Origin of the sequence: Pseudoalteromonas sp. OF7H-1, assembly GCF_022347825.1 — a bacterium.
Lineage (GTDB): Bacteria > Pseudomonadota > Gammaproteobacteria > Enterobacterales > Alteromonadaceae > Pseudoalteromonas > Pseudoalteromonas maricaloris.
Map to the genome: position 1 here is coordinate 82,469 of NZ_JAKRFX010000004.1, position 24,040 is coordinate 106,508.

General features: G+C 43.5%; 11 protein-coding genes. 6 read left to right on the forward strand and 5 right to left on the reverse strand.

The annotated features are described in order from the left end of the window. Window positions 1-183: 183 nt before the first annotated feature. On the forward strand, window positions 184-13,011 hold the full coding sequence (locus MHN30_RS06440) for an Ig-like domain-containing protein (protein ID WP_239358978.1): 12,828 nt from the start codon (window positions 184-186) through the stop codon (window positions 13,009-13,011). Between the two features lie 302 nt (window positions 13,012-13,313). Here MHN30_RS06440 and MHN30_RS06445 read toward each other — a convergent pair whose 3' ends face one another. Beyond that, window positions 13,314-14,069 carry a hypothetical protein gene (locus MHN30_RS06445; RefSeq protein WP_130165401.1) on the reverse strand — a complete coding sequence of 252 codons (756 nt, stop codon included), beginning with the start codon at window positions 14,067-14,069 and terminating at the stop codon, window positions 13,314-13,316. A gap of 383 nt (window positions 14,070-14,452) precedes the next feature. On the opposite strand from MHN30_RS06445, the gene MHN30_RS06450 reads away from it, so the two are divergent. Further along, window positions 14,453-15,514, forward strand: a complete 1,062-nt coding sequence (locus MHN30_RS06450) for a hypothetical protein (RefSeq protein ID WP_239358979.1) — start codon at window positions 14,453-14,455, stop codon at window positions 15,512-15,514. Between the two features lie 42 nt (window positions 15,515-15,556). On the opposite strand, the gene MHN30_RS06455 is transcribed toward MHN30_RS06450, so the two are convergent. The 3 genes from MHN30_RS06455 to MHN30_RS06465 form a co-directional block, all read right to left on the reverse strand. Then, window positions 15,557-15,928 carry a gamma-glutamylcyclotransferase family protein gene (locus MHN30_RS06455; RefSeq protein WP_239358980.1) on the reverse strand — a complete coding sequence of 124 codons (372 nt, stop codon included), beginning with the start codon at window positions 15,926-15,928 and terminating at the stop codon, window positions 15,557-15,559. A gap of 59 nt (window positions 15,929-15,987) precedes the next feature. Then, window positions 15,988-18,138, reverse strand: a complete 2,151-nt coding sequence (locus MHN30_RS06460; protein WP_239358981.1) for a DUF6351 family protein — start codon at window positions 18,136-18,138, stop codon at window positions 15,988-15,990. 115 nt (window positions 18,139-18,253) lie between these two features. Continuing rightward, window positions 18,254-19,003 carry a transporter substrate-binding domain-containing protein gene (locus MHN30_RS06465; RefSeq protein WP_239358982.1) on the reverse strand — a complete coding sequence of 250 codons (750 nt, stop codon included), beginning with the start codon at window positions 19,001-19,003 and terminating at the stop codon, window positions 18,254-18,256. A gap of 541 nt (window positions 19,004-19,544) precedes the next feature. Here MHN30_RS06465 and MHN30_RS06470 point away from each other — a divergent pair. From MHN30_RS06470 to MHN30_RS06480, 3 genes are all read left to right on the forward strand, one after another. After that, window positions 19,545-19,865, forward strand: a complete 321-nt coding sequence (locus tag MHN30_RS06470) for a hypothetical protein (RefSeq protein ID WP_239358983.1) — start codon at window positions 19,545-19,547, stop codon at window positions 19,863-19,865. Beyond that, window positions 19,862-21,475, forward strand: coding sequence for a PepSY domain-containing protein (locus tag MHN30_RS06475; protein ID WP_239358984.1), 1,614 nt, complete (start codon window positions 19,862-19,864; stop codon window positions 21,473-21,475). The genes MHN30_RS06470 and MHN30_RS06475 overlap by 4 nt, the downstream gene beginning before the upstream one ends. A 104-nt stretch (window positions 21,476-21,579) precedes the next feature. Continuing rightward, window positions 21,580-22,200 carry a LysE family translocator gene (locus MHN30_RS06480; RefSeq protein ID WP_039494952.1) on the forward strand — a complete coding sequence of 207 codons (621 nt, stop codon included), beginning with the start codon at window positions 21,580-21,582 and terminating at the stop codon, window positions 22,198-22,200. Between the two features lie 102 nt (window positions 22,201-22,302). Here MHN30_RS06480 and MHN30_RS06485 read toward each other — a convergent pair whose 3' ends face one another. Further along, the gene (locus tag MHN30_RS06485) at window positions 22,303-22,911 is read right to left on the reverse strand and encodes a hypothetical protein (RefSeq protein ID WP_239358985.1); all 609 of its coding nucleotides are present in this window, start codon (window positions 22,909-22,911) and stop codon (window positions 22,303-22,305) included. A gap of 331 nt (window positions 22,912-23,242) precedes the next feature. Between MHN30_RS06485 and MHN30_RS06490 the strand changes: the two genes are divergently transcribed. Further along, window positions 23,243-23,941: a hypothetical protein gene (locus MHN30_RS06490; RefSeq protein ID WP_239358986.1), complete on the forward strand. Its 699-nt coding sequence runs from the start codon at window positions 23,243-23,245 to the stop codon at window positions 23,939-23,941. Window positions 23,942-24,040 lie beyond the last annotated feature (99 nt).

The following is a 24,040-nucleotide window of genomic DNA, read 5'->3' on the forward strand; positions in this document are numbered from 1 at the left end:
GGTTTGGCTATTAAATTGGCCGAATCTGCGCTTTGATTAATTACTAAAAGAGCGATTTGATTTGTTGGAAGTTAATCATCTCAGAAACACCAGAAAAACTTGGCGAGTTACAACAGAACAAATCAAAGAGTTTTTTGATTTACCACTGCTAAACGTACCGACGTATGTCAATTGGAGTGAAACATGAAGTTGAATAAAATTACCTGCATGTTGCAAGGTTTGGGTCTTGTTACCGCGGCATGCTCTAGTTTTGCTGTATACGCAGACGCCATAGATTATGTTAATCAATCAAGCTCATCGGGTTTGAGTGAAGTGAGCCTTACGGTTAACGCTATAGAGTATTTGTTTGATGCAGGGGTTCCTAATGCATATACTGCAGATAGCGGCATGGGGATTAGTAACGGTTTAGGCGCCTATTCAAGCAACCTAGTCAATGCTTCTCCAACCGCGACAGAGACTGGTTATGTTGTTTACAGCAGCAGTAACAGTAATAATTTTAGCCTAGACTCCTTTGTTATTTTGCGTAATACCTCGACGGGAGATAGTAGCACAATAACTCATCAGGTAACGATTGAAGGGTATGATGACAGTACTTCAAGCGCTTCTGTTACGGCCACAATTGATGTACCCGGAGGTGCGCTTAATACCACGTTTACAATGACTAAAGGCTCTGAGTATAGTGGCTCTGGGTGGGATTCAATCGACAGAGTGGTATTTAAGTTTCAAAATAAATCTTCGAGCAATTATGATACGAGATTTGCTTTTAATACGGTCAATGTTACCCCTATTACTAACTCTGCACCTACCGATATTTCACTCACTGCAACATCAATAGCGCAATCTGCAACTGGGGTGTCTGCAACAGTTGGGACAGCATCAACCACTGACGCAGATGGTGGAGATAGCCACACTTATAGCCTAGTAACTAACGGCGCCAGTGCTAACGGCAGCTGTACGTCAACGGGTGATGACGATAATGCCAGTTTTCAGTTTTCTAGCAGTACCTTACAGACTCAATCTTCGCTGTCAGCGGGGTCTTATAACATTTGTATCCAAACAAATGATGGTACGACAACCTTTCAAAAAACACAGAGCATTACAGTTACCGACGATGTGGCACCTAGCGCACCTTCCACACCAGATCTAGATGCAGCATCTGATACGGGTTCATCAAATACAGATAATACAACGAGTGATACCACCCCCACATTTAGTGGTACGGCTGAAAGTGGGTCAACAGTCACATTGTATAGCGATCAGGTAGACAGTGGAACTACTGCGATAGGTTCAGGCACTGCAACTGGTGGTAATTGGCAAATAACTACCAGTACACTGAGTGCGGGAACGCATGCTATCAGTGCAAAAGCAACCGACAGCAGTAACAATATCAGTAGTAGCTCTAGTTCCTTGAGTGTAAGCATTGACTCGACTGCGCCAGTTGTTAGCGAAGTAACCGCTGTGACTACGCCAGGTAACGATACAACGCCAAACTATACGTTTACCACCAATGAAACTGGCACACTTGCTGTTGGTGGAAGCTGTGGCACGTCTACATCAACAACAATTAGCAGTACAGGCAACAATACGATTACGTTAACGCAAACCGATAACAGCACGCCGCTTGTTGCTGGTACATACAGTAATTGTACGGTTACTGTAACGGATACTGCAGGTAATGCAAATACACCGTTGGCGATAAGCGCCTTTACAATTGATAACACAGCGCCTTCGTTTGATAGCGCAAATTCGACGCCAAATGATGACGCTACCGGTGTAGTAAGTAGCAATGACATTGTGATCGATTTTAGTGAAACTATCGTGTTGGGAACCGGTAGTATTACGATTCGTGACGTCAGCGGTAGTAGTGATTTTGAAGTTTTTGATGTAGCAACAGAAAGTGATGGTACCACCACCAGTCCTGGTGCGGGCCGCATCGGTATTACAAACGATAAAATTTATATAAATCCAACCAGTGATCTGACGGGCAACCGTAATTATTCAATTCGAGTTGATTCAACGGCGGTTGATGACACCGCAGGTAACAGTTTTGCGGGGATCAGTGACGATACGACATTTAATTTCTCAACGGCCAACACCGCTCCTGCAGTTGATTTAGATTCAACGAGTGGTAGTGACGATAGCAGTGTATCATTCTCTGAAGGTGGTGGTGCGGTAAACATTGCAGCGAATGCTGCTGTGACAGAAACTGATGGCGACACGATAACAACCATTACCGTAAGTCTCACGAACGATCAAGATGGTGCATCCGAAGGTTTGAATATTAGTGCATCTGCCCAAGATGCATTGACGGGAGTTTCGGGCTCTTCAGATATTACGTTACAAGATACAATTTCTATAACTGGTGCAACGGCCTCAGCGTCAGAAGTGCAAACCTTCCTACAGGCAATCACTTACAACAATACTTCCAGTACGCCCAACGAAACCGCAAGAACTGTCACTGTCGTGATAAATGATGGCACAGATAATAGTACCTCTCGCACAGCTACTATTTCCGTGAGTAATGTCACTGCAGCAAGCAGTACCGCAGCTAGTTTTGATACTACGAGCGGAACGAATTTATCTCCAGCAATTACCTTCACTAGTGACGATGAAACACTGTCTATTGCTGATACTAGCCACATTGCTGGTTCAACTGCGGATGGGGGCGCGGGAACTGATACCTTATTTGTAGTGACTGGCTCTAATTTAGCTAACTTTACGTCATTAACTAATTTCGAGACATTAACCCCTGATAATGACGGTTCTTTAACGCTTACTGAAACACAGCATGACGCATTTACTACCATTAATGGTTCAGGTACAAACCAGTTTACAATATCTAGTGCTGATGGAGATCAAACCCTAACCGGTGATAGCGATATTGAAACCTATGTGTTAGGTGCTGCAATGAACTTCACCATGGCAGTAGCATCACAGAATGTCACTGGTAGTAGTGACGACGATACAGTTAATGTTGCTGGGTTTACTGCTACAGGTACGCTTTCTGGTGGATCCGGCACCGATACGTTACAGGCTGACTCAGGCGCTAATATTAGCGGGGCATCACTAAGCGGCTTTGAATCATTAACTCTAAGCGATAATGCATCAGTCACTATGACTGAAGCACAACATGATAGTTTTACAACGGTGACCGCTGCGGGAACTGAGAGCGTCACTATCAGCGATAGTGCCGATGGTTTAACTGGTAATAGTGCGATTGAAACTTATATACTTTCAGCGGCTAACACCTTTACGCTCGGGGCTGCGGGGCAAAGCGTAACAGGAAGCAGTGGTAATGACACAATAAATGTCGGTACATATACTGCTACAGGTACTCTAGCTGGAGGCAGTGGTACAGATACGCTTTCAATCAGTAATGGCGGAAGTATCGCAGGGGCGACAGTGAGTGGTTTTGAGAACCTTTCTGTAGCCACTGATGGATCTGCCACGATATCAGTATCTCAGTTGTCGTCGTTTACAGGCACGGTGTCAGGCGATGGCACTAATTCTCTAACTATTTCTGGCGATGGTGATATTACAACGGTTTCTGCGCTTGAAAATTATACCTTATCCGATGATTCAACCAATTCAAGAACGGTGACCATTAGCAGTGCAAGTCATTCTGTTACTGGTACTTCAACTTCAGACGCAATTACCTTCGATTTAGGTTCACTTACCTACACAGGTACTATTACGGGCGAAAATACGACTGCAGATACGCTATCTTTGAGTTCTGGCGCAGATATAACAGGTGCAAGTATTAATGCAGTTAGTAATCTGACACTGGCTTCTGGCGCATCTGTTTCCATGACTGCAACTCAACATGAAAGCTTTACTGGTAATATTTCAGCGGCTGGAACAGAAACTATCAATATTTCTGGTGACGGGGATATCACGACTTTCTCTTCGGTTGAAGTTTATAGTGTTGGCGACGATTCTAGCAATACTAGGACTATTACCATCAGTAACGGTACCACAGATGTTTCAGCAACGTCGAACGATGATGCTGTAACGTTTAACATTGGTGGTAGTACCTATACTGGTGATTTAACAGGCGACTCTGACGTGGCCGACTTGGTTTTAGCATCAGATGGTGCGGACGTTACTGGAGGCGGGTTCTTTAATATAGGGAATCTCAGTCTATCAAGTGGTGCAACTGTCGCGATTGATGCTGCCAACCTGAGCGATTTTGCGACCGCTATTTCTGGCGCTGCGGGCAGTGAGACATTAAAACTCATGGATGGTGGAACATTTGATTTCTCAACCACCTCGGTTTCTGCCGTTGAAGGCATTGCAATTGGTACAAATAACGCAGCAACGATCACACTTACTGATAACTTTAATGCCGACGGTCAAACTGTGTCGGTTACAAATGCCAGCGGCAGTGCAATCACGTCAGACTTAGTCATAGACGCTTCTGCTTTTTCTAGTGATGTGCTAGAAATAACGGCAACAGATTTGAATGGTTCAGACACCATGACTGGTGGTAGTGGTGCGGATACTCTGCGTCCAGGTGGTGGTACAGATACCATGACGGGTAATGATGGCAATGACAATTTTGAGGGCGCAGCAAGCGATCTCAATGGTGATACGATTGCCGATCTTGCAGTCGGTGACACGATAACAATAACAGGGGTTACGGGGCTATCTACCAGCAACGTGCGGTTTAACGGTTCGAGTACACTAGAAGTTGATACTGATGCAACCGATTTTTCAGGCGTAGAAGTATCACTATCGCTTACAAACTCCCCTAGTAGTGATCTCGCATATACCGTAGCTGACTCTGGTAGTGACACATTGATCACATTTGAAGCTGCTAATGAAGAGCCAGTATTTACAAGCCTCAATGGTGGTAATACCTTTACTGAAAATGGCACTTCGATTGCTATAGATAGTGATGTAACCATTGCAGATACTGAACTTGACGCACTTAATAGTGGGAACGGTAACTATGATGGTGCGTCGCTAACAATCTCACGTTCAGGTGGTGCTAATAGTGAAGATGTCTTTAGTAACACAGGGCTACTAGGTACACTGACTCAGGGAGGCGCGCTGAGTTACAATAGTACAGAAGTCGGTACAGTTACCACTAACTCTGCAGGCACACTCGTACTCACTTTCAACAGCAGTGCTACTTCCGCGCTAGTTGATAATGTGTTGCAATCAATTGGCTACAGTAACAGCTCTGAGGATCCAAGCTCGTCAGTAACACTCAACTATACTTTTAATGATGGAACAGTAGACAGTACTGGTACAAATCAGGCCGCAGTTACTATTACTCCCGTAAATGATGCTCCTACCGATATTACATTGACAGCTACAAGCATAGATCAATCGAATACCGGCACTGCTGCGACCGTGGCGACAGCCAGTACCACAGATGTGGAAAGTGGCGATAGTCATACCTATAGCTTGGTTACGGCTGGCAGTAGCGATGGTGGTACATGTAGCGCAAATACGGGTAACGGCAGTTTCCAATTTTCAGGAGCTACGTTACAAACGCAAGCATCAACATCTCCGGGTGACTATGTTATTTGTATTCAAACGAGTGATGGAACCGCAAGTTATCAAGAGTCATTCACGATAACAGTCAACGATGACGTGGCCCCAAATGCGCCATCGACACCAGACTTGGATGCGGCTTCAGACTCTGGGGCTTCAAGCTCAGACAATATTACCAATGACACCACACCAACCTTCAGTGGTACTGCTGAGAGCGGGGCGACGGTTAAATTATATAGTGATCAGGTAGGCGGAGGTACCACGGTCATTGGTACTGGCACAGCAACGGGTGGTAATTGGCAAATTACAACGGATCCGTTGACTGCTGGGTTATCACATGCGATTTTTGCGACCGCTACGGATGCGAGCACGAACGTAAGTAGTAGCTCTAGTTCTTTAAGCGTAACGATCGATAATACAGCCCCTACCGCGCCAAGCACGCCAGATCTGACCGCTGGGAGTGATACCGGCTCCTCAAATGCAGATAACATTACTAATGATACAACGCCCACATTCACAGGAAGTGCATCTACGGGCGACACAGTGACACTCATTTCTGATCTTGATGGCGTTGTTGGTTCAGCCACAGCTGCGGGAGGTGCATGGACTATTACTCCTAGTTCGGCGATGACCAGTGGTACGCACGCAATCACAGCGCGATCAACGGACACCGCCGGTAATATTGCCAATAGCAATAGCTTATCAATGGTCATTGATACGAGTGTTTCAGTGCCTAGTATTACAACTCCAATTGAGGGAGATGGTCAAATTAATGCCGCTGAAGACAATGATGTCTTGATTGCTGGCTCTGGTGCCGATGCTAACGTGACTGTTAGCGTGAGTATTACTGACGGTTCAGCAACGCTGAGTCAAAATGTGACTTCCGATGGTAGCGGAAACTGGACTATCAGTGGCAGTGAGTTCAATGTTAGTGGATTTAGTAATGGCGAATTAACTGTATCGGCGACGCAAACAGATTCAGCAGGAAATATATCTGGTGCAGCAAGTACGACTGTTACACTCGATAATACAGCACCTTCTGCACCGACAATTACGACACCAATTGAAGGTGATGGCCGAGTAAATGCGGCGGAAGATAATGATGTGTTGATTGTAGGAACGGGCGCCGAGGCGGGTAATAGTGTAACTGTTACTATTCATGACGGTGCAAATAGTTTTAATCGAACGGTCACTGCGAACAGCTCAGGGGATTGGACTATAAGTGGCTCGGAATTTGATGTCAGTACGTTTAACAATGGCACATTGACGGTCTCAGCTACTCAAAGTGACGCAGCAGGTAATACCTCAAGTGCAGCTAGCACCACGATCACTTTGGATAACTCAGCACCTTCAGCACCTGCGATCACAACGCCTATAGAAGGCGATGATTTAATAAATGCGTCAGAAGATGATGATGTTTTGATAGTAGGAACGGGAGCGGAAGCTGGAAATAGCGTAGTTGTCACTATCAATGATGGTGCGAATAGTTTGGATCGTACTGTCACTGCTGATAGTTCCGGCGAATGGACAATAAGTGGCTCAGAATTTGATGTTAGCACGTTTAACAATGGCACGTTGACGGTAACGGCATCGCAAAGTGATGCTGCAGGCAATACCTCAAGCGCAGCGAGCACGACAGTCACGCTAGACAACTCCGCACCAAGTGGGATTTCAGCTGCGATTGACCAAGATTTAATCAATGCAGGTAATGAAACTGCATTTAGCTTCACATTAACGGGCTTGGAATCAGCGGGTAGTTTTACTTATGAAATCTCAGACGGTAGCAGTTCAGTAACTAGCTCAAGTGCAGTATCTATAACGGGTACTACCCACCAAGAGACTGGAATTAATGTCACCTCATTAAACGAAGGAACATTGACGTTATCTGTTACTGTAACTGATAACGCTGGGAATGAATCGAGTGCAGTAACTGACACAGTCACTAAAAAGTATAACGTTGCGCCGGTGCTTTCTGGTACACCGGCAACGAGCGTCAATGAAGATAGTGAATATGACTTCACGCCGACCTTGACTGACTCTGACACTGGCGATACTCATACCTTTAGCATTACGAATAAGCCAAGTTGGGCAACGTTTGATACGCAAACTGGTAAACTTTCAGGTACTCCAGATGACTCTCATGTTGGCACGACTTCTAATATTGAAATTTCGGTGAGCGATGGTACGGATAGCGATACACTCACCGCATTTAATATTGAAGTTGTTAATACCAATGATGCACCAACTGGGCAAAGTACTAGCTTCACTATAGATGAAGGCGCAACACTAACGCGGGACTTTAATAATGGTCTACTGTCGCTTGCGAGTGACGATGATCTTGATTCCAACGACAGTCTAACGATAGTGAAAGACACAGATCCGCAATACGGTACGTTAACTCTCAACACCGACGGTAGTTTTAGCTATGTTCATGGGGGGAGTGAAAATCATACCGATAGCTTCACCTATCATGTTGAAGACAGCGCTAATGCCAGCTCGCCGGTGTACACCGTAACAATCAATATGAATGCAATTGAAGATGCACCAACCGCTGTAAACGATACGCTGACTACGCTTGAAGATGCTTCTAACTCGGTGAATGTGCTTACCAATGATAGTGACCCTGAAAACAATATGGTTGCTTCATCGGTTACGATTAAAACTCAGCCGACTAAGGGGCAGTTAAGCGTTAATAATGGAGTAGTGACCTTTACACCAACTGCCAATGCCAATGGTTCGGATTCATTTACTTATACGGTTAAAGATTCGACTCAGGCTGAATCAAATGAGGCAACGGTTAGTATTACTATAACGCCGGTAAATGACTTACCAGTCGCGGCTAACTTTACACCGAATATCGATGAAGACACGCCAACATCTGCATTGGCGATTAGGACAAATGCAACGGATGTCGAAGATACCAACCCAACAGGGGCTATTGCACTTGAGTCTCAGCCAAGTAAAGGTCAAGCGGCAATAGACTTGAATAATGGCACCATTACTTATACGCCAAATGCCAATGAGACGGGGAGTGATAGCTTTACTTACTCGATTCTTGACAGTGAAGGTGGTAAGTCAAATATTGCCACGATTTCCGTTAATATTGGTGCTGTAAACGACCGACCTGTGGCAGGAAATGACACGGTAACAACAAACGAAGATACTGCAACGACATTGGCAATTCTTGCAAATGACTCTGATGTTGAGGATCAAGGTTTTGATGGTTCGGATGTTGCGCTTGAAGATAAAGGCGATGGTGCAGGCAACTACGATCTCGCTACCGTTACGGTTGGTTCTGATGGTGTGCTCGCTATCACACCAAAACAAGATCAAAATGGTACATTGACCTTCACTTACACCATCGAAGATAGTGAAGGGCTGCGTTCTGACCCTGCAACGGTTACCGTTAATATCACAGCCGTTAATGATGCGCCAGTTGCTGTTAACAACACGGCTCAATTACTTGAGGATGGCAACATAGAAATCAACGTATTGGGTAATGACACGGACGTAGATAGTCAGCTCAATGCCGCAAGTGTTGCAATTGTTAGCCAGCCTCAAGGCGGTTCGCTGCAAATACTAACGACAGGTAATATTGTTTATACGCCGAATGCTAATTTCTTCGGAAATGACAGCTTTACTTATACGGTACAAGATGCCGAAGGTTTAGTGTCGAATGCAGCGACAGTCAATATTACAGTGACATCAGTAAATGATGCGCCGGTTATTTCTGGAGTTCCAGCGACGTCTGTCAATGAAGATGTTGCATACAACTTTACTCCTTCGGCATCGGATACCGACGGTGATAGCTTAACATTCAGTGTGGCGAACCTGCCAGTATGGGCAAGTTTCAACGATACAACAGGCGCGATCACTGGCACGCCAAGTGAAGGACAAGACGGTACATATAGCGGCATCGTAATTACGGTGTCGGATGGCCAAGCTGAAGCATCTTTGCCTGCGTTTAGCATAGTGGTGAATGCTGTGAATGACGCACCAATTATCTCAGGTACACCATCAACTACTGTCAAACAAGACGAAGCATACAGCTTTACGCCGACAGCATCCGATGTGGATTCTCAAGCATTGACGTTCTCTGTGACCAACCTACCAGCTTGGGCAAGCTTCGATACTTCCTCAGGTAATTTAGCAGGTACGCCGACTAGAGATGATGTGGGCACTTACAGTAATATCATCGTCAGTGTCAGTGATGGTGCATTACAAGCAAGCTTACCGGCATTTGAGATTGACGTTGAGCCGGTTAACGCCGCGCCTGTAGCAAACAACATGCAAAGAACGGTACTTGAAGATGGCACGACAAGCTTCTCAGCAGAGGTGAACGATCCAGACGGTGATGCATTGACCATGGAGTTAGTGTCGCAGCCACAAAATGGGGTAGTTCAAATTCAAGGTACTGTGTTTAGCTATACACCATTGCCGAACTTTAATGGCTCTGATGTATTTACTTACACCGTGTCAGACGGTGAATTTAAGTCAAATACGGCTTCTGTTGCGATGACGGTAACGTCCGTAAATGATGCACCTATTGCTGTTGATGACAGCTTTGCCTTTGATGCTGTGGCTTCTAATCAGTATGTGCTTCCTGTATTAAGCAATGACAGTGACCCAGATGGCGGAACGCTCAGAATTATCGGCGCTAAAGCCTCAATTGGCTCTGCGTTCATAGCCAATAACACCTTGACTTACCAAGCTGTGCAAAACGCACAAGTACCAATAGTCGTTACTTATTTGATTGAAGATGATAGTAAAGCGAGGGCAAAGGCAAATGCTAGTATCACGATTAATGGTACGGGCACGGGCAATGCGCCATCCATTACTGCACCGAGTGACTTAACCGTGAACGCAACAGGCTTATTCACCAAAGTGGATCTTGGTACTGCGGTCGCATCAGATAGCTCAGGGAACCCACTACCGGTATCTTTAGTCAGAGGAATTCCTATCTTTGCGCCTGGTAAACACATCGTTTATTGGCAGGCAACGGATAGTCAAGGACAACAAGCCACTGCGAGTCAGAGTCTTAACGTCAACCCTCTGGTGTCACTGCAAAAAGATAGTCGAGTTGCAGAAGATCGCAGTCACTCCGTTAAGGTGTATCTAAATGGCCCTGCACCAAGTTACCCAGTAACCGTACCTTATACCGTTTCGGGCTCAGCGGATAGCAGTGATCATGACTTACAGTCGGGTGAAGTAGTAATAAACTCGGGCACGAGTGCTAACATCAGCTTTAATATATTTGCTGATGGTATAAGCGAAGATAACGAAACCATTGTGATCTCCCTGAGTGACTCAGTAAACAGAGGCGCGAAATCTACTTCAACAGTAACAATTGTTGAGCAGAATGTGGCACCAAGTTTATCGGCAGTTGTGCAGCAAAGTGGTGAAGAGCGTAGCTTAATTACCGCCTCTAATGAAGTGGTTACCATAGAAGCTTTAGTCGCTGATCCTAACCCGAATGATCTTGTGAGTGTGAGCTGGCAGCCGGATGCGGCGTTAGTCAATACATCGAATGATCCATTTATCTTTGAATTTAACCCTGCCAATGTCCCGGCGGGTATTTATAAAGTAAGGGTTACGGCTGAAGATAATGCGATACCAAGTCTGTCAACATCTCGCAATGTCTTTATAGAAGTTGTTGACTCTTTAGCACCGTTGACCGGAGAGGATAGTGACGGTGATTTAATTCCGGATGATCAAGAAGGCTATGCCGATGAGGATGAAGATGGTATTCCTGATTTCATGGATGCGATCACTGATTGTAATGTGGTGCAAGAACAAGCGTTAGAATCTAGCCAGTTCTTGGTTGAAGGTGACCCAGGTGTATGTTTGCGTAAAGGCGCCACTGTGCCACAAAATAATACGGGTGGTCTACAGCTGTTGGAAACAGAGCTGCCTTCAGATCCAAATGCCAATAATGCAGGTGGTTTGTTCGACTTTATTGCGACGGGGTTACCACAACCCGGTGATGTATATAGTATCGTTTTACCACAACGCAAACCTATTCCACTTAATGCGGTTTATCGCAAATTAATTGGCGGTGAGTGGCAAGACTTTGTGATTGGAGAAGGTAACGAGTTGCTCTCAACTCAAGGTGAGCCAGGTTTCTGTCCTCCTCCAGGAGCCAACGAATGGACCGCAGGCCTTAGCGATGGTGATTGGTGTGTGCAACTACGTATTGTTGATGGGGGTCCAAATGATGATGATGGTATTGCCAATGGCAGTATTGTCGACCCTGGTGGAATCGCAGTACCAATCTCAAATAACGCACAACCTGTCGCTAACGCTGATAGTGTGACAATTGTCTCTGGTCAAACAATTATAATTGATGTGCTCGAAAACGATACGGACAGTGACAATGATACACTTACCATAACGGGTGCGAGTGTCGATTTCGGTGTTGTTAGTATCGAAAATAATCAATTGAACTATACGCCACCAGCTGCATATATAGGCAATGCGACTATTCAATATAGTGTGACTGATGGACAGGGCGGATCAAGCAATAGTACTGCGACAGTTTCTATTATCGCCAATCAACCACCGCAAGTGTCGAATGACACCGCAACCTCAAATGGTGCGCAAATCATTATCGATGTACTTGCAAATGATAGTGACCCTGAAGGTGGAATGTTAAGCATTGTTTCTGCAACTGCAAGCCAAGGTACAGTGGCCATTAATATTGATGGTACGCTGAGTTACACACCAAAAGTTGGGTTTGAAGGTGTTGATACAATTAACTATGTTGTTAAAGATGAGTTTGGCGCTATGGCTGAGGGCCAGGTAAGCGTCACGGTATCAGTTAAACAAGTTACATCCATAACTAATAAGTCCTCAGGGACTATGGGAGGCATGTTGTTACTATTAATCAGCGCGCTGGTACTGCGCCGTAAAAAATCACTTTTACCCGCTTTTGCATTGGTGAGTACGAGTTGTTTATTAAGCACACAAGCACAGGCGAGCAATTGGCAAGTGGAGGCAACGCTCGGACAATCTACAGCAGATAGTGAAATTAACGCTTCAGACTTAAACATCGTCAACTTAGATGAAGACAGCAGTAGTTGGTCAATAGGGGCGTTTTATGAATTAGTCCCTAATTGGCAAGTAGGACTTCGCTACATTGACCTTGGTCAGGGAAGCGTAGAGTTTACAGGCTTGAGTACAGATCCTGAGCAAAGCCAAATGGCTTTGGCGCGAGTTGCCCCGGTTTTGCCTGAAGGTCCTGCATTACAATTCAACTACTCAAAATCATTTGCAGATAAGTTTGTTGGTAAAATGTTCTTGGGTGCGTTTAATTGGGATTACAAGATTAACAGCGTTCGGGATGGTCGATTTTCCACTCGTTACGAAGACAGCGGTACTAGCGGTTACATAGGCGGTGGTGTTCATTATCAACTCAGTGAAGCTTTGACATTAGGAGTAGATTTTAGCCACTATTTCATTTCTGCAAATGATGTAAACGACTTAGCACTGAATTTGAGCTATCGTTTTTAAGTTTAACTACAAGTTTTAGCATTAAAAAGGCCTCAACTACATGTTGAGGCCTTTTTATATTGGACGCCACCCGGTGCCAGTGTGTTTTATGATGGAGACATTTTGATGCGAGGCAAGCTTCTTCAATAACTTATTGGAAATCTTCATCTGCTTTTAATCGGAAAGTACAATTGGAAAGTACATATGAGGGATGGGATAAACATTAAAGAAAAAGCTCTCTTGCGAGAGCTTTGGGCTATGTTTACTCTTAATTAGTTTTTTAAAATAACTTTTAGAAGAGGGGGGAAAGTTATTGAAATTAACTAGTTAAGAGTAATTTGGAACTTTTCAGATTGTTTTTCCTGAATGGCATTTATTCGACTGCCGGATTTAAATTTGGTATCGATAGCGCCTTTTCGGGTACGGAACAATGTTACAGTCGTGTCGCATGGCTTTGTTTTATCCAGTGCGTCATCATCAAAGCCTGTTAATTCACTCAATAGAATTTTATATTGCCCACCAGACTCTAATATTTCAGATTCGAAGCTTATAAGGCTTGAGTCGCCAGTCGTCTTTGTACAAAACGATTTAAATTCGAGAAAAAGCTTGGTATTGATGTCGCTTTCCTCTCTCCACTCGACCAAAATGTCATCATTACGGTTAAATTGTTCAGAAACTGGAGCGTAAAGTTTTATTGGTGCAGGAAGTTTCACTCTAGAGGTTAATTTTTCATTCTCTTTATCACGAATGAACTCAAGTGTTAGCTCAGAATTTTTTGCAGTTGCTGTAAAGTAACCTTGATAATCGACATCGAATAGGTCGTGATCTTTTACCAATATCTTCCTTTCATTACCGAGTGTTGCTCTAACACTATCACCATCAGAAAGGATGACGTTCGCACCAGAACTACTATTTAAATTGAACTCAGTAACAACTCGGGAGCCTTCACCATTTGAAGTAACACGAATATCCGCCCAAATCCCTTCTGTTTTTACTACATCTGATTGTGTTGATTCAGTTGAACAACCAATTAGTGATGCTAAAGCAATGCAGCTCGATAAAACGCTGGCTCGTTTCACGAATATTTCCTTTTCTTCAATATGTGCAAAAAGAGTGTAGCGCTATTTTAATGTTTCTAGAATAGGGTTTAACAATTTATAACAATTTATAACAATTTGCTTTTTAAATGCATGAAGCACTACGTAAGTGGATATCTAAAAGAAATTATGTAAAGGAGACGTCCATGTCTCTAGTAAACGCCGATATACTATGTCGCAATTGTGTACGTAAAAAGGATGAGGCTGCAAATGATACGACTTAAATCAAATGAGTTGGCTTAATTCAGTATCGGGATGTAAAACAGCTCAGTTGCGTTAATAGTAACGACATAAACACATCATTTCTCTGTTACATTATTTGTACATATTATGGGTTCATTCAACTCATAATAAGGAAAGTGAACGTGAAAGACACCTGTAAACTTGTTGGTTTGATTTTGATTGGTATTACCACACTAAGTGTTAATGCCGGAGAGACAACACTTAAGTTATCAAAACCAAGCGGCCTGCCCTCACCGGTGGAGTCTGCTCGCTCAATAAATATTGGCTCAGTAGCCGACAATTTGTTTTCTGATCTGAGGAGCTTTGAGCTAGAAACTGAATCGGGTATGCGTCGTGATATTGCAGGCATGAGTAAAGTGAAAAGTATTTATGCGATAGACGTTGATGCCAAGCGAGTGTCAGTAACCTTTTCGGGAACAACTAACTACAAAGTAAAGTTGACGCTCAAGAATATAAACTTATATGCCAAGGTCAAATTTTCCGGCATTGATATCCTTTGCCCCAGCGTAACTGTGACGGCACGTTTAAATAACTTAGCTCCTACCGCAACATATAATTACTATACAGGGGCTTTGGAAGACCTTGCGATTAACTACAATCGAAAGGTTGATGCAAGTTGCTCAACGGGATTATTTTCCATACCAGGCGTAAGTATATTTGTTGATTACTTTGCAAGTGATTACGCAAAAGCGAAAGTTGATGATTTGATCAAAAGTAATTTAAGAAAGTTCAGTGAGCTAGAGCAGCCAGGGGCATTGTTTGGAATGCAGAAAGTTTTAGCGGATAGGCGCGTATCTGCAAATATCAGCAGTGCTGAACGAGCGTTAAATATCGATATTGAAGAGACTATCGCTAACTTGGTTACAGGTATGAATATTTATATTGATTTAAAGCGTGATGCAAATGGCTATGGCAAACATTTTGCTCAAATTGGAGTGTACCAGAGTACTCCGACTATAAATTCTTCTTGGGGAGGTAACTTCAGTGTTGCTGCCAACGGTGCGAATCGTATAAATAAATACGCGCTAACAAGCGGTAGCTGGCATAGCAGTGATTGGACTCCAGGTATTTTATATGATGGGCAGTTTATCGGCGCGATTGCGTTTAATCGAGTATATGGCGTTGCGAGCTATATGGGCCAGAAACAAGTCACAATAAGTAACTGCGGTAAGGCGTGTGAGTAGTTTATATATGTAGTAGCTAATGATAGAGCTAGGAAAGCTCTATCATTTTATAGACTTTCTACGAGAATTGTTTTTTGGTTTGCTACATAAATAAATCCAGTATTGTTGTCCAGAAACAGCAGTTGCTGAAATACGTTGATAGTCATCCACTTCGTACTCATCTGCATGAGCTAATTCAGCTTCAGTGATTAAAAATACAGTGCCCTCGACTTCATCCTCTACATTACCTGTCGCGATTAGAATGGGGTGAATATCTTTTTGGCTACTGATAATAACAGCAGGATCCGTTATTTTTACTTGGCCAACTTTAAATCCACAAAGTACCGCTTTTTCGCCTTCTAATCTTCTGCCGAACGTATCTAGTTGCACTTGCTCCTGTTGCAATGTGCCGTACGAAAATAATGCTTGCATCACTTAATTCTAATCCGTTTTTCTCCTGCGAGGTCTAAGTCTGAGCTGCGACATTTTCATGGTCAATCAAGATCTTGCGGTCTACCCATATCGGACTGACTATAATCGCATACGCCTTGTGGATAAATTTGTTTAAGTGTGGTGAGTTGTGTTGAGATATCTACATCCCCGTAAACCCCTTTGGCAAGCGCCTCTTCAATCGATATTTTATGACACTTAAAGATATCACCAGCCCAGTTTGCACCGGCTTGAATTCTGCTGGTAGAAAACATCGGATATCTGGCAGTACAGGTTCCTTGCTGATGATTATTCCAGATACCATTAAACACCGCTTTGCCGCTGTCGATGACTTGACCTTGTTCGTCGAAACACGTATCAGCAAGTGTCTTCGGTTTTGCGTCTGCAACGGATAAATTTGGCTGTGCTTTGAGGTTGAGTAACCACTCATCCATTTTTTCAAATGCGAGCTGAGTTGGATTAAACGCTTGATGTGCGACCCAAATCACTTGATTCTCTGGGTTTGAATCTGCGGCGGACATTCGCAATCGAGTATAAAATGAAGCCGACATATGATGCATATCTAGCTCATTCTCAAGATAATGTCTGGCGTCAATGATGGGAATATCAACTTTGCCAATAAATACCTGTCCAGAGCGATACGCTTTTTCCATCGCCGCAAGGCTGCCGCTGTGCCTTGGTGCTATACCATTATCATCTGGCGTGGTGATATTATGATTGCCCCAAAGAGTGAGCCAAATAGGTACTTTGTGGCCAAACGGTAATACAATTTCTTCTTGTTGCATTTGGTTTTGGGGCTTCCATCCGCCTATTTTTTTGTTGAGATCAATAAATTCAGCCATTGTGATCTGCTGAGCCTTTAATGCTTCGAGCCCGTATTGAACGCCTTCGTTATCCCAAGTGCTTAACCCTAAGCCTGATTGGTCTGTGCCAAATACGTTGGCCATGTCCTGCCAGTAACTCCAGTTTGTTCTCTCTACTACCTCATCCTCAAAAAAGGCTCTTAAAAACCCTTGCCTCGGGTTATTAATAAAAGTAGATAATCCAAAGTAGCCATTAATACATTCACTATTGCCATCAGGAAAGGAGGGCACAAATCCTGACATTAATTGGTTGAGTGGTTGCAAAAAACCAGCTCTTTGCGGAAAGTCGTTAATTGCATTCATGCCTTCAATATGACGGCGGCGGGTCCAATCACGCCATGCTTTTCTGTCATTAGCTCTAAAAGTAAAGTAGTTATTTAGTAAATCACAATCTAACGCGTAAGTGGTTTGGGTGATCATATCAGGGTAACTATAAAGTGGAATAAGGCCATCTAAGATCCCTTGGCTATTTTGTGCAATCAAATATTGTGCGAGTCCACCGCCGGAGCCGCCAATTCCGACCGTATAGAGCGGCTCTCCGTACAAACTCGTGAATTGCTTTTTCACCCGCCTTGCGGTGTCTTCGGCTAGTAACATGTTGTAGGTGTAGCTGGTTTTATTGCCACTAGAGCTTATGACTGCGTAGCCAAGCTTTAACTGCTCAAGCTGTCTATCTATCACACGCTCCGGTTTTTGCCTGCCTTGTCTAAAGCCAATCCCAGAACCACCATTAAATTGGTAGATAAGTCGGTTATTCCATTGAGACTTTGCCTGTCTATCACCCATTTCGTCAACTGTGATTGGCATTACTATGGTGTAAATGAAGCGATTAATGGTGCCTTGCTCTACGCGCAACAGTAAGTTTGTGTCTATCGTTTTATTTCCCTTGTCTAACGGCTTGATTTGATTGTCAGAGGTTATTTCAAAGTAGCGTAACCGCGTTTTTGCCATGCAATCTTTACTAAAACCAAGTACTTGGTTTGATTGCTCATCCATCACCGGCACGCCGAGTCCCGAGTGGTTGTCTATCTCTGGCTGACCAAGGCCTGAGTCCAGGGTCATACAGTAAAAAGGATATTGGTTAGGGCCAGAGTATAGGTTAGTGTCAGGACCAATACCTCCTATTGCAATCGGAAATACGAAGGTATCAACGGGTCTTGTAACTTTTGAAATATGCGGATAAAACTCAAGAATAGGGTTACTTTCGCTGCTTGCTATTTTTTCTACACTGTGTATTTCTTCTTGCTCACTTGTTAGCCAAAACAAATAACCACAAGCGCCAAGAACAATCAAAGATAAGAATGCGGTGAGCCAAGAAAATAAGGATTTCATATGAGCTCCTTCGAGTGCCAGGCAAATGGATAAACGGATATTATAAGTGTAGGACTAGATAATCACAGTGTAGTTATTTGTTTGTTATTTGAACATGAAATTATTGCATTAGAAGTTAAAGATCATCGCCTAAGTATTTAATCTCAATAGCTTTAATTGTTTTATCCGGAACTTTTTCTAAGAGCGCCTCAATACGCTTCGCCATCGCTTGGTTAGCGATGTTGTATCCCATAAATTGCTGCTCAGCATGAAAGGGACGTGGTAGAAAAGTGACTTCAAGTTGATGGCGGCGGATCATCTCTAAAGCCCACACTTTATCGACTAAAATGGCATCAACTCTGTTGTTGTTGAGTACGCTAAAAAACTTTTTGCCGTCGTCATGGTTTTGCTCATAAAACGAACGTCTGACAATGGCGGCGTTGATTTTTTTCAGCCCTTGTACGGCCGCTTCCGGGTAGCTGTAATCCTCTGAGATCATGACTCTTGGGGCGGTAAGTTGATAAAAGTCATCAGGGTTGCTGAAGCGGCCTTGTTTTACCGCAAGAGAGAGCAGCCAGGTGGTGAATGACACATCAATAATTGGAAAACCATCGGCCTCATCTACATGTAAGGTAAAATCAAATGTACCATCGGCAACGCCTGCTAAACAGCGACGATAAGGAAGTTCATGAAATGTCACTCGATAGGGAGTGCCAATAAGTGCTGATTTAATTATATCAACCTCTATGCCTCGAACTTGTTTTTGCTCATTAACAAAGCTATAAGGCCACCACCGTTCAAAGCAAATATGTACCGCACGACTATCCGTTTTTGCCAGCGCGTTGGTACCAAGTAGGGCGAGTAGCAATAAGAGAACAATGTGCATCGGTGCGTTTATCCTAAATTACCTTCTCTAAGCGTAATGATAGATTGGAAAAAGCGCAACAAAAGAACATATTATGGGCGTTTCATGTTTATACAAAAATCAATTCAATGTGGCTGCTATTAACATGCCTTTGCACACAGAAGTATCAGGATATTCACTATAATTTTTTATGTAATAAAAATGATTATCATATCAATTGTATTTTGTGTTGCTGAAAATAAAACATTCGCTATAATCTTAACCTCACCTTAATCCTCAATCTAATTGTAAAACGGAGTTTTACCTTGTTAAGTGTGTTTTTTGTCGCTCTTCTGAGCCTTGCAATTACGTTAATTTACTGCACAAACAAGCATCAGCGCTTGTTAAAGCGACCTCTGCCAAACAATGCCAGATCTGCTGGCTACATTCTTCTGGCAATTACATTCATTTTTACAATACAAATTTTTTCAGGTGCAGCGGTCGTATTTAGTTGGCTTATCGGTGTCATGGTGCTTACTGCGCTTATTCCCCTCACCATTTTAATACTTTTTAGGAAATCACAATGAGCCGGTTGTCACAAGCTGAAAAGGTTCAATCCGATTGGCTAGGTAAATCGCTGGCAGGCATTATTTTAGGCCTAGCGCTGAGTTTTGGTCTAGTTGGCCTTTTCGCTTGGCTTGGTAGCGACGGCCTAACCCAAACTATAAGTGTCGAGAAGCAGAGTTGGCGCACCCAGTTCAATATGTGGATGGTTTCACCGATTTGGCTGTTAATTTTAAGCTTTGTATTTATGTTTAAAAATTATAAGCAAGCAGTACTTTGGTTAGGTGGGGCGAATATCGTTGTGTATGTATTATTGTATTTTGTAAGAGGGATGGCATGAAGATCCGCGCTGATATTTTAAGGATTTACCAGAGCGTTCATACTTGGACGGGGATCACCACAGGATTGCTGCTGTTTATCGGATTCTTTGCCGGTGCTATTACGATGTTTGCGAGCAGTATCGATAAATGGGCGACTCCCCCATCTCATCAATTGTCGCAAGTAGAAACCACCCAGTACGATGAGTTGCTCCGACGTGCTTTTGTGCAATATCCAGAGTCACAAAATGGGATTAGAGTCAGTTTTGAGGAAGGACAATCTCCCATTACGTGGTACCAGCAAGGTAATGCGAGAGGGTTAAGCTTAGATAAGCAGCTATGGCATGGTACCTTGAATGAGTCCGGTGAGCTTGAAGCCCATACCAGCTATATCAATGAGCTGTCGTCATTGGTTGATTACCTTCACCGCAGCGCAGGTATTGCGGGTGAAATCGGTCACGACCAAGCTGGAGTTTATGTACTTGGAATAGCTGCAATCTTGTATTTCGTAGCATTGGTATCAGGGGTGATCTTCTTATTGCCAACCCTAGTGAAGAGCTTCTTTGCATTAAGAGACAAAAAAGGGGCTAGCCGTTTTTGGTTAGACACGCATAACTTAATTGGGATCACCAGCCTACCGTTTCACATTATTATCGCGATTACGGTGATTGTATTCGCATTTCATGATTTCTTATACGATGGTCTAGGTAAACTTTACGGTGATAAACCACTATTTGGGCGTGAAGCGCCGTCAGCGGTTGAGTTTAAAGTTGAGAACTTACCTAGCATTGAAGAAGTCATGGAAAAGGCACGTGCTTATGCACCTGAACATCAAATTAAAGAAATTACCCTCAGTCGCTTAAATAGCAAAGGACCTTCAGCTTCTATACAACTCGTAAGCGATGAGCACTTAATGCGCGGACCTAAAACTGACTTCGTGTTTATGAATCCTTATACGTTTGAGATTTCTACAAGCAGCGTCATGAACGGCGATCAAGGTATCTGGGGTGCAGTGGTTACCACGTTATTCGGTCTTCACTTTGGGAGTTACGGTGGTGAATTTGGACGCTGGGCTTATTTTATTATGGGGATTTTAGGTGCAGTGCTGTTTTATACCGGTAACTTATTGTGGCTTGAGAAGCGCCGTAAGCAAAAACAGCCAGAGCAATCAAAATCAAGCCGAGTGATGGGTAAATTGACTATTGGCGTGGCAATGGGCTCATTATTGGGGGTAGCCGCGGCGTTTGCCCTAACAAAATGGACTGCGTTGACCACAATGAACATCAATGTTGTGTATATGTGGGTCTATTATCTGTGTTTTGGGTTTACCTTGATTGCGGCATTTGTTATCGGTATGAGTAAAACGGCAATTTGGTCACAAAGGGCGATTGCCATTTTGTGTTTCTCGTTGCCACTGACTTCAGTCATTGCGTTTGTAATCCCAAGTCTTGGTATCTGGCCAGCGACAGCTTGGTCTTCTATTAGTTTGGAGTTAACCGCTATGATCCTAGGTGTTATTTTTTGGCGAATGGCAGATAAGACAAAGCATAGGGCTTACAATGGCGAAGCCAATAGCATTTGGTTTATTGGTCAGCATAAAACAGAATGTGAATTACAAACGCAGTCCGTATAAAAAACACGTAGAAAGGGGCTGGTAGCTCCTTTTTACTTACAAAGTGTCATCTATTTTTTCAAATCTGTTATCCTACTCGTTTTGCAATTCTCTACGGAAAAATTATGGAGCTTACAGCCTGGTTAAGTCTTGCTGCTATTTGTGCTTTTGGTGCGATGTCGCCAGGCCCAAGTTTAGCGGTTGTCTTGCGTTATAGCCTATTTCATAGTGCCAAACACGGCATTGTCGCAAGCCTTGCGCATGGTTTGGGAGTTGGAATTTATGCCAGCCTAGCAATCTTAGGGTTGTCAGGGCTTATTCATCAATTTCCGATTGTATACCAATTTTTGGTTTACGGTGGTGCAGCCTACTTGGCATGGATGGGGATAAAAATCTTAATGAGTAAGAGCCAAGGGTTAGCGGTATCACAGTCTCAAGCAGCAACGTCGTATGCCAAAGCTGCGCAGGATGGTTTTGCAATTGCGTTTTTGAATCCAAAGTTAGCTATTTTCTTCGTTGCGCTCTTTTCGCAGTTTATCGACCCAGAAAAGATGACTTTAACAGTAGGTTTTATCATGTGTATCACCGTGCTAACGATAGATGCGTTATGGTATTTTATTGTCTCAATTTTGAGTGCTTCAGCAAGAGATAAATTCGATTTAACGGCCAAGCGTGCTGTGATTGATAAAATACTGGGCTGTGCCTTTTTACTGCTCGCCATGCGAGTGATTTACCAATCCTTGTAGCTTGTTGCTCAACTTTTGCTTAGATTGCTAGGCGGCAAGTAGAGCACCGCGACCAAAATCCACTCAGAGGAACAAAAGTCAAACAGCAAAGGTCAACAGGCGCTAATCTAACCCCTTGCGCTGTATGTAGTTATGAAGAATAAATGCTTTGAGTTTTTCGTTATCGGTTTTATTCATTGCAAAGGATACGGCGAGCTCCAATGGGCTTGCCACTTTTATTGAGTGGACGTTTGCAAACAGTGGAATAGGGTCAGCGAGATATAATTTAGCGATCCGACTGATCACATTAATTTGGATTGCATTTGCTTGGTAGGGAAAAGTATTAATCAGTCCACCGGATTGGGATATGGAGACCATGTTAAACGGCATCATTTGAGGGGACAATCTAAATCTGACCGGCGTTGATGGGCAGGTACGCCAGCTTCGCGGTGCACTAGAGTTAGCGGCTTCCACGATATTAGGTGCTTCTAAGTTGTTGTCTAAAATCTCCATCAATGCCGATAGGTCGCTAAGTGGAAACTCGACCTGCTCGTTGGCATTTTTGGCAACGAGACTAAACTGAGAACTATTTGAAATACTCGCAAGTAACTTTTTAATCTCACTGTGAGTTTGCTGTTTTTGATCCCTAGCTTCCGGCAATAGCGAGCCTGCAACGCGATTATCGGCTAGGGTTCGGTTAATGAATTGTAATTCTTCCTTCGTCAATTTCATGATTAAGCACATCCATTGGGTGGTTGATATTTGTACAGCAAGGTTTATACCAAATTCCGCTTTCGTTGCTAATGCGGTGTTTCTTTTTTAAGTACGGGCTTTGCAATTTGTTCAGCAGTAGGCTTGTTGCCATTTAGCCTTCAAATAGGGCAACCTAACGTACCTAAGCGGCAATGAATTGCCCATGAAGCTGTATGAGTTATTAAAGAAAATGAAATATTTCCGTGTTCAGTGGCTATTGATATCAATTCATCGGCTGATTGTTGAAAATATTTATTTGGAATAATGCTTGCAAAGGTCTAGCACCGAGATTGTTTTTTAGACTTGCCTAATGCCAACGTTTTTAACTGGACATCAAGTATCGCTGATTGAGCCTACTTCACTGAACTTTTCACCTGTAGAGCGAGAGAAATTAGTTATCCCGAGCGCTCATAATCAGCTTACAGCAAATGACAACCACCATACTGCAGGTGGGGGTCGTGCTCACACCTTTAAACAAAACTTTATGAATGCCATGAGCAGTGGCTCGTCTAGCGAAACGTCGCAACATGACAAAAGTAAAGCGTTACTGCAGTTCCAATTTGCGGATCATGAAGTACTATTCGACCTTACAAGCATCGCCTCTCATGATGAGGCTGCTTACGAAAAGCTCCGAGCGTTGTTGGCTGATATGATGACAGGGCCTGTAAAGGTTGATATCAGTAGTAAAGAGCAAGCGCAGCAATTACTGTTTAAAAATTTAGAGTTAGATTTTTTAGCGTACAAGGAGCTCTCCGAGCGGCTGGAAATGTTAGCAAAGCTTGACCATGAAACTGAAAGTCAAAAAGCATTGGCGCAGCAAGATAGAGATCGCATTCGTGCGGTAATTGCAAGTTTACATGCACGCCTAGAGAAGGGCCAAGAGGCGTTACTTGGTGGAACAACATTAAAAGCGTTGGATGTAAATCGCAAAGATTTTGAGCTTGAATTAGATAGCCTATTTACCAGTGTTGGCTTTGATTCGGATATGCCTGTAACTGGCACGACTTGATTACCGTGATCATTATTGTTTGCTGGGATTTGCACTTTTTACCAGGTATAAAATGTAGTAGCCCATACCCGAATCCCACCGTTTAAAAAGAACGGGGCT

What these genes read in the sequence shown, in the direction of transcription:
- MHN30_RS06440 (WP_239358978.1), top strand. Translation starts at nt 184, where the DNA reads ATGAAGTTGAATAAAATTACCTGCATGTTGCAAGGTTTGGGTCTTGTT.
- MHN30_RS06460 (WP_239358981.1), bottom strand. Translation starts at nt 18,138, where the DNA reads ATGAAATCCTTATTTTCTTGGCTCACCGCATTCTTATCTTTGATTGTT.
- MHN30_RS06465 (WP_239358982.1), bottom strand. Translation starts at nt 19,003, where the DNA reads ATGCACATTGTTCTCTTATTGCTACTCGCCCTACTTGGTACCAACGCG.
- MHN30_RS06470 (WP_239358983.1), top strand. Translation starts at nt 19,545, where the DNA reads ATGAGCCGGTTGTCACAAGCTGAAAAGGTTCAATCCGATTGGCTAGGT.
- MHN30_RS06475 (WP_239358984.1), top strand. Translation starts at nt 19,862, where the DNA reads ATGAAGATCCGCGCTGATATTTTAAGGATTTACCAGAGCGTTCATACT.
- MHN30_RS06480 (WP_039494952.1), top strand. Translation starts at nt 21,580, where the DNA reads ATGGAGCTTACAGCCTGGTTAAGTCTTGCTGCTATTTGTGCTTTTGGT.
- MHN30_RS06485 (WP_239358985.1), bottom strand. Translation starts at nt 22,911, where the DNA reads ATGAAATTGACGAAGGAAGAATTACAATTCATTAACCGAACCCTAGCC.
- MHN30_RS06490 (WP_239358986.1), top strand. Translation starts at nt 23,243, where the DNA reads ATGCCAACGTTTTTAACTGGACATCAAGTATCGCTGATTGAGCCTACT.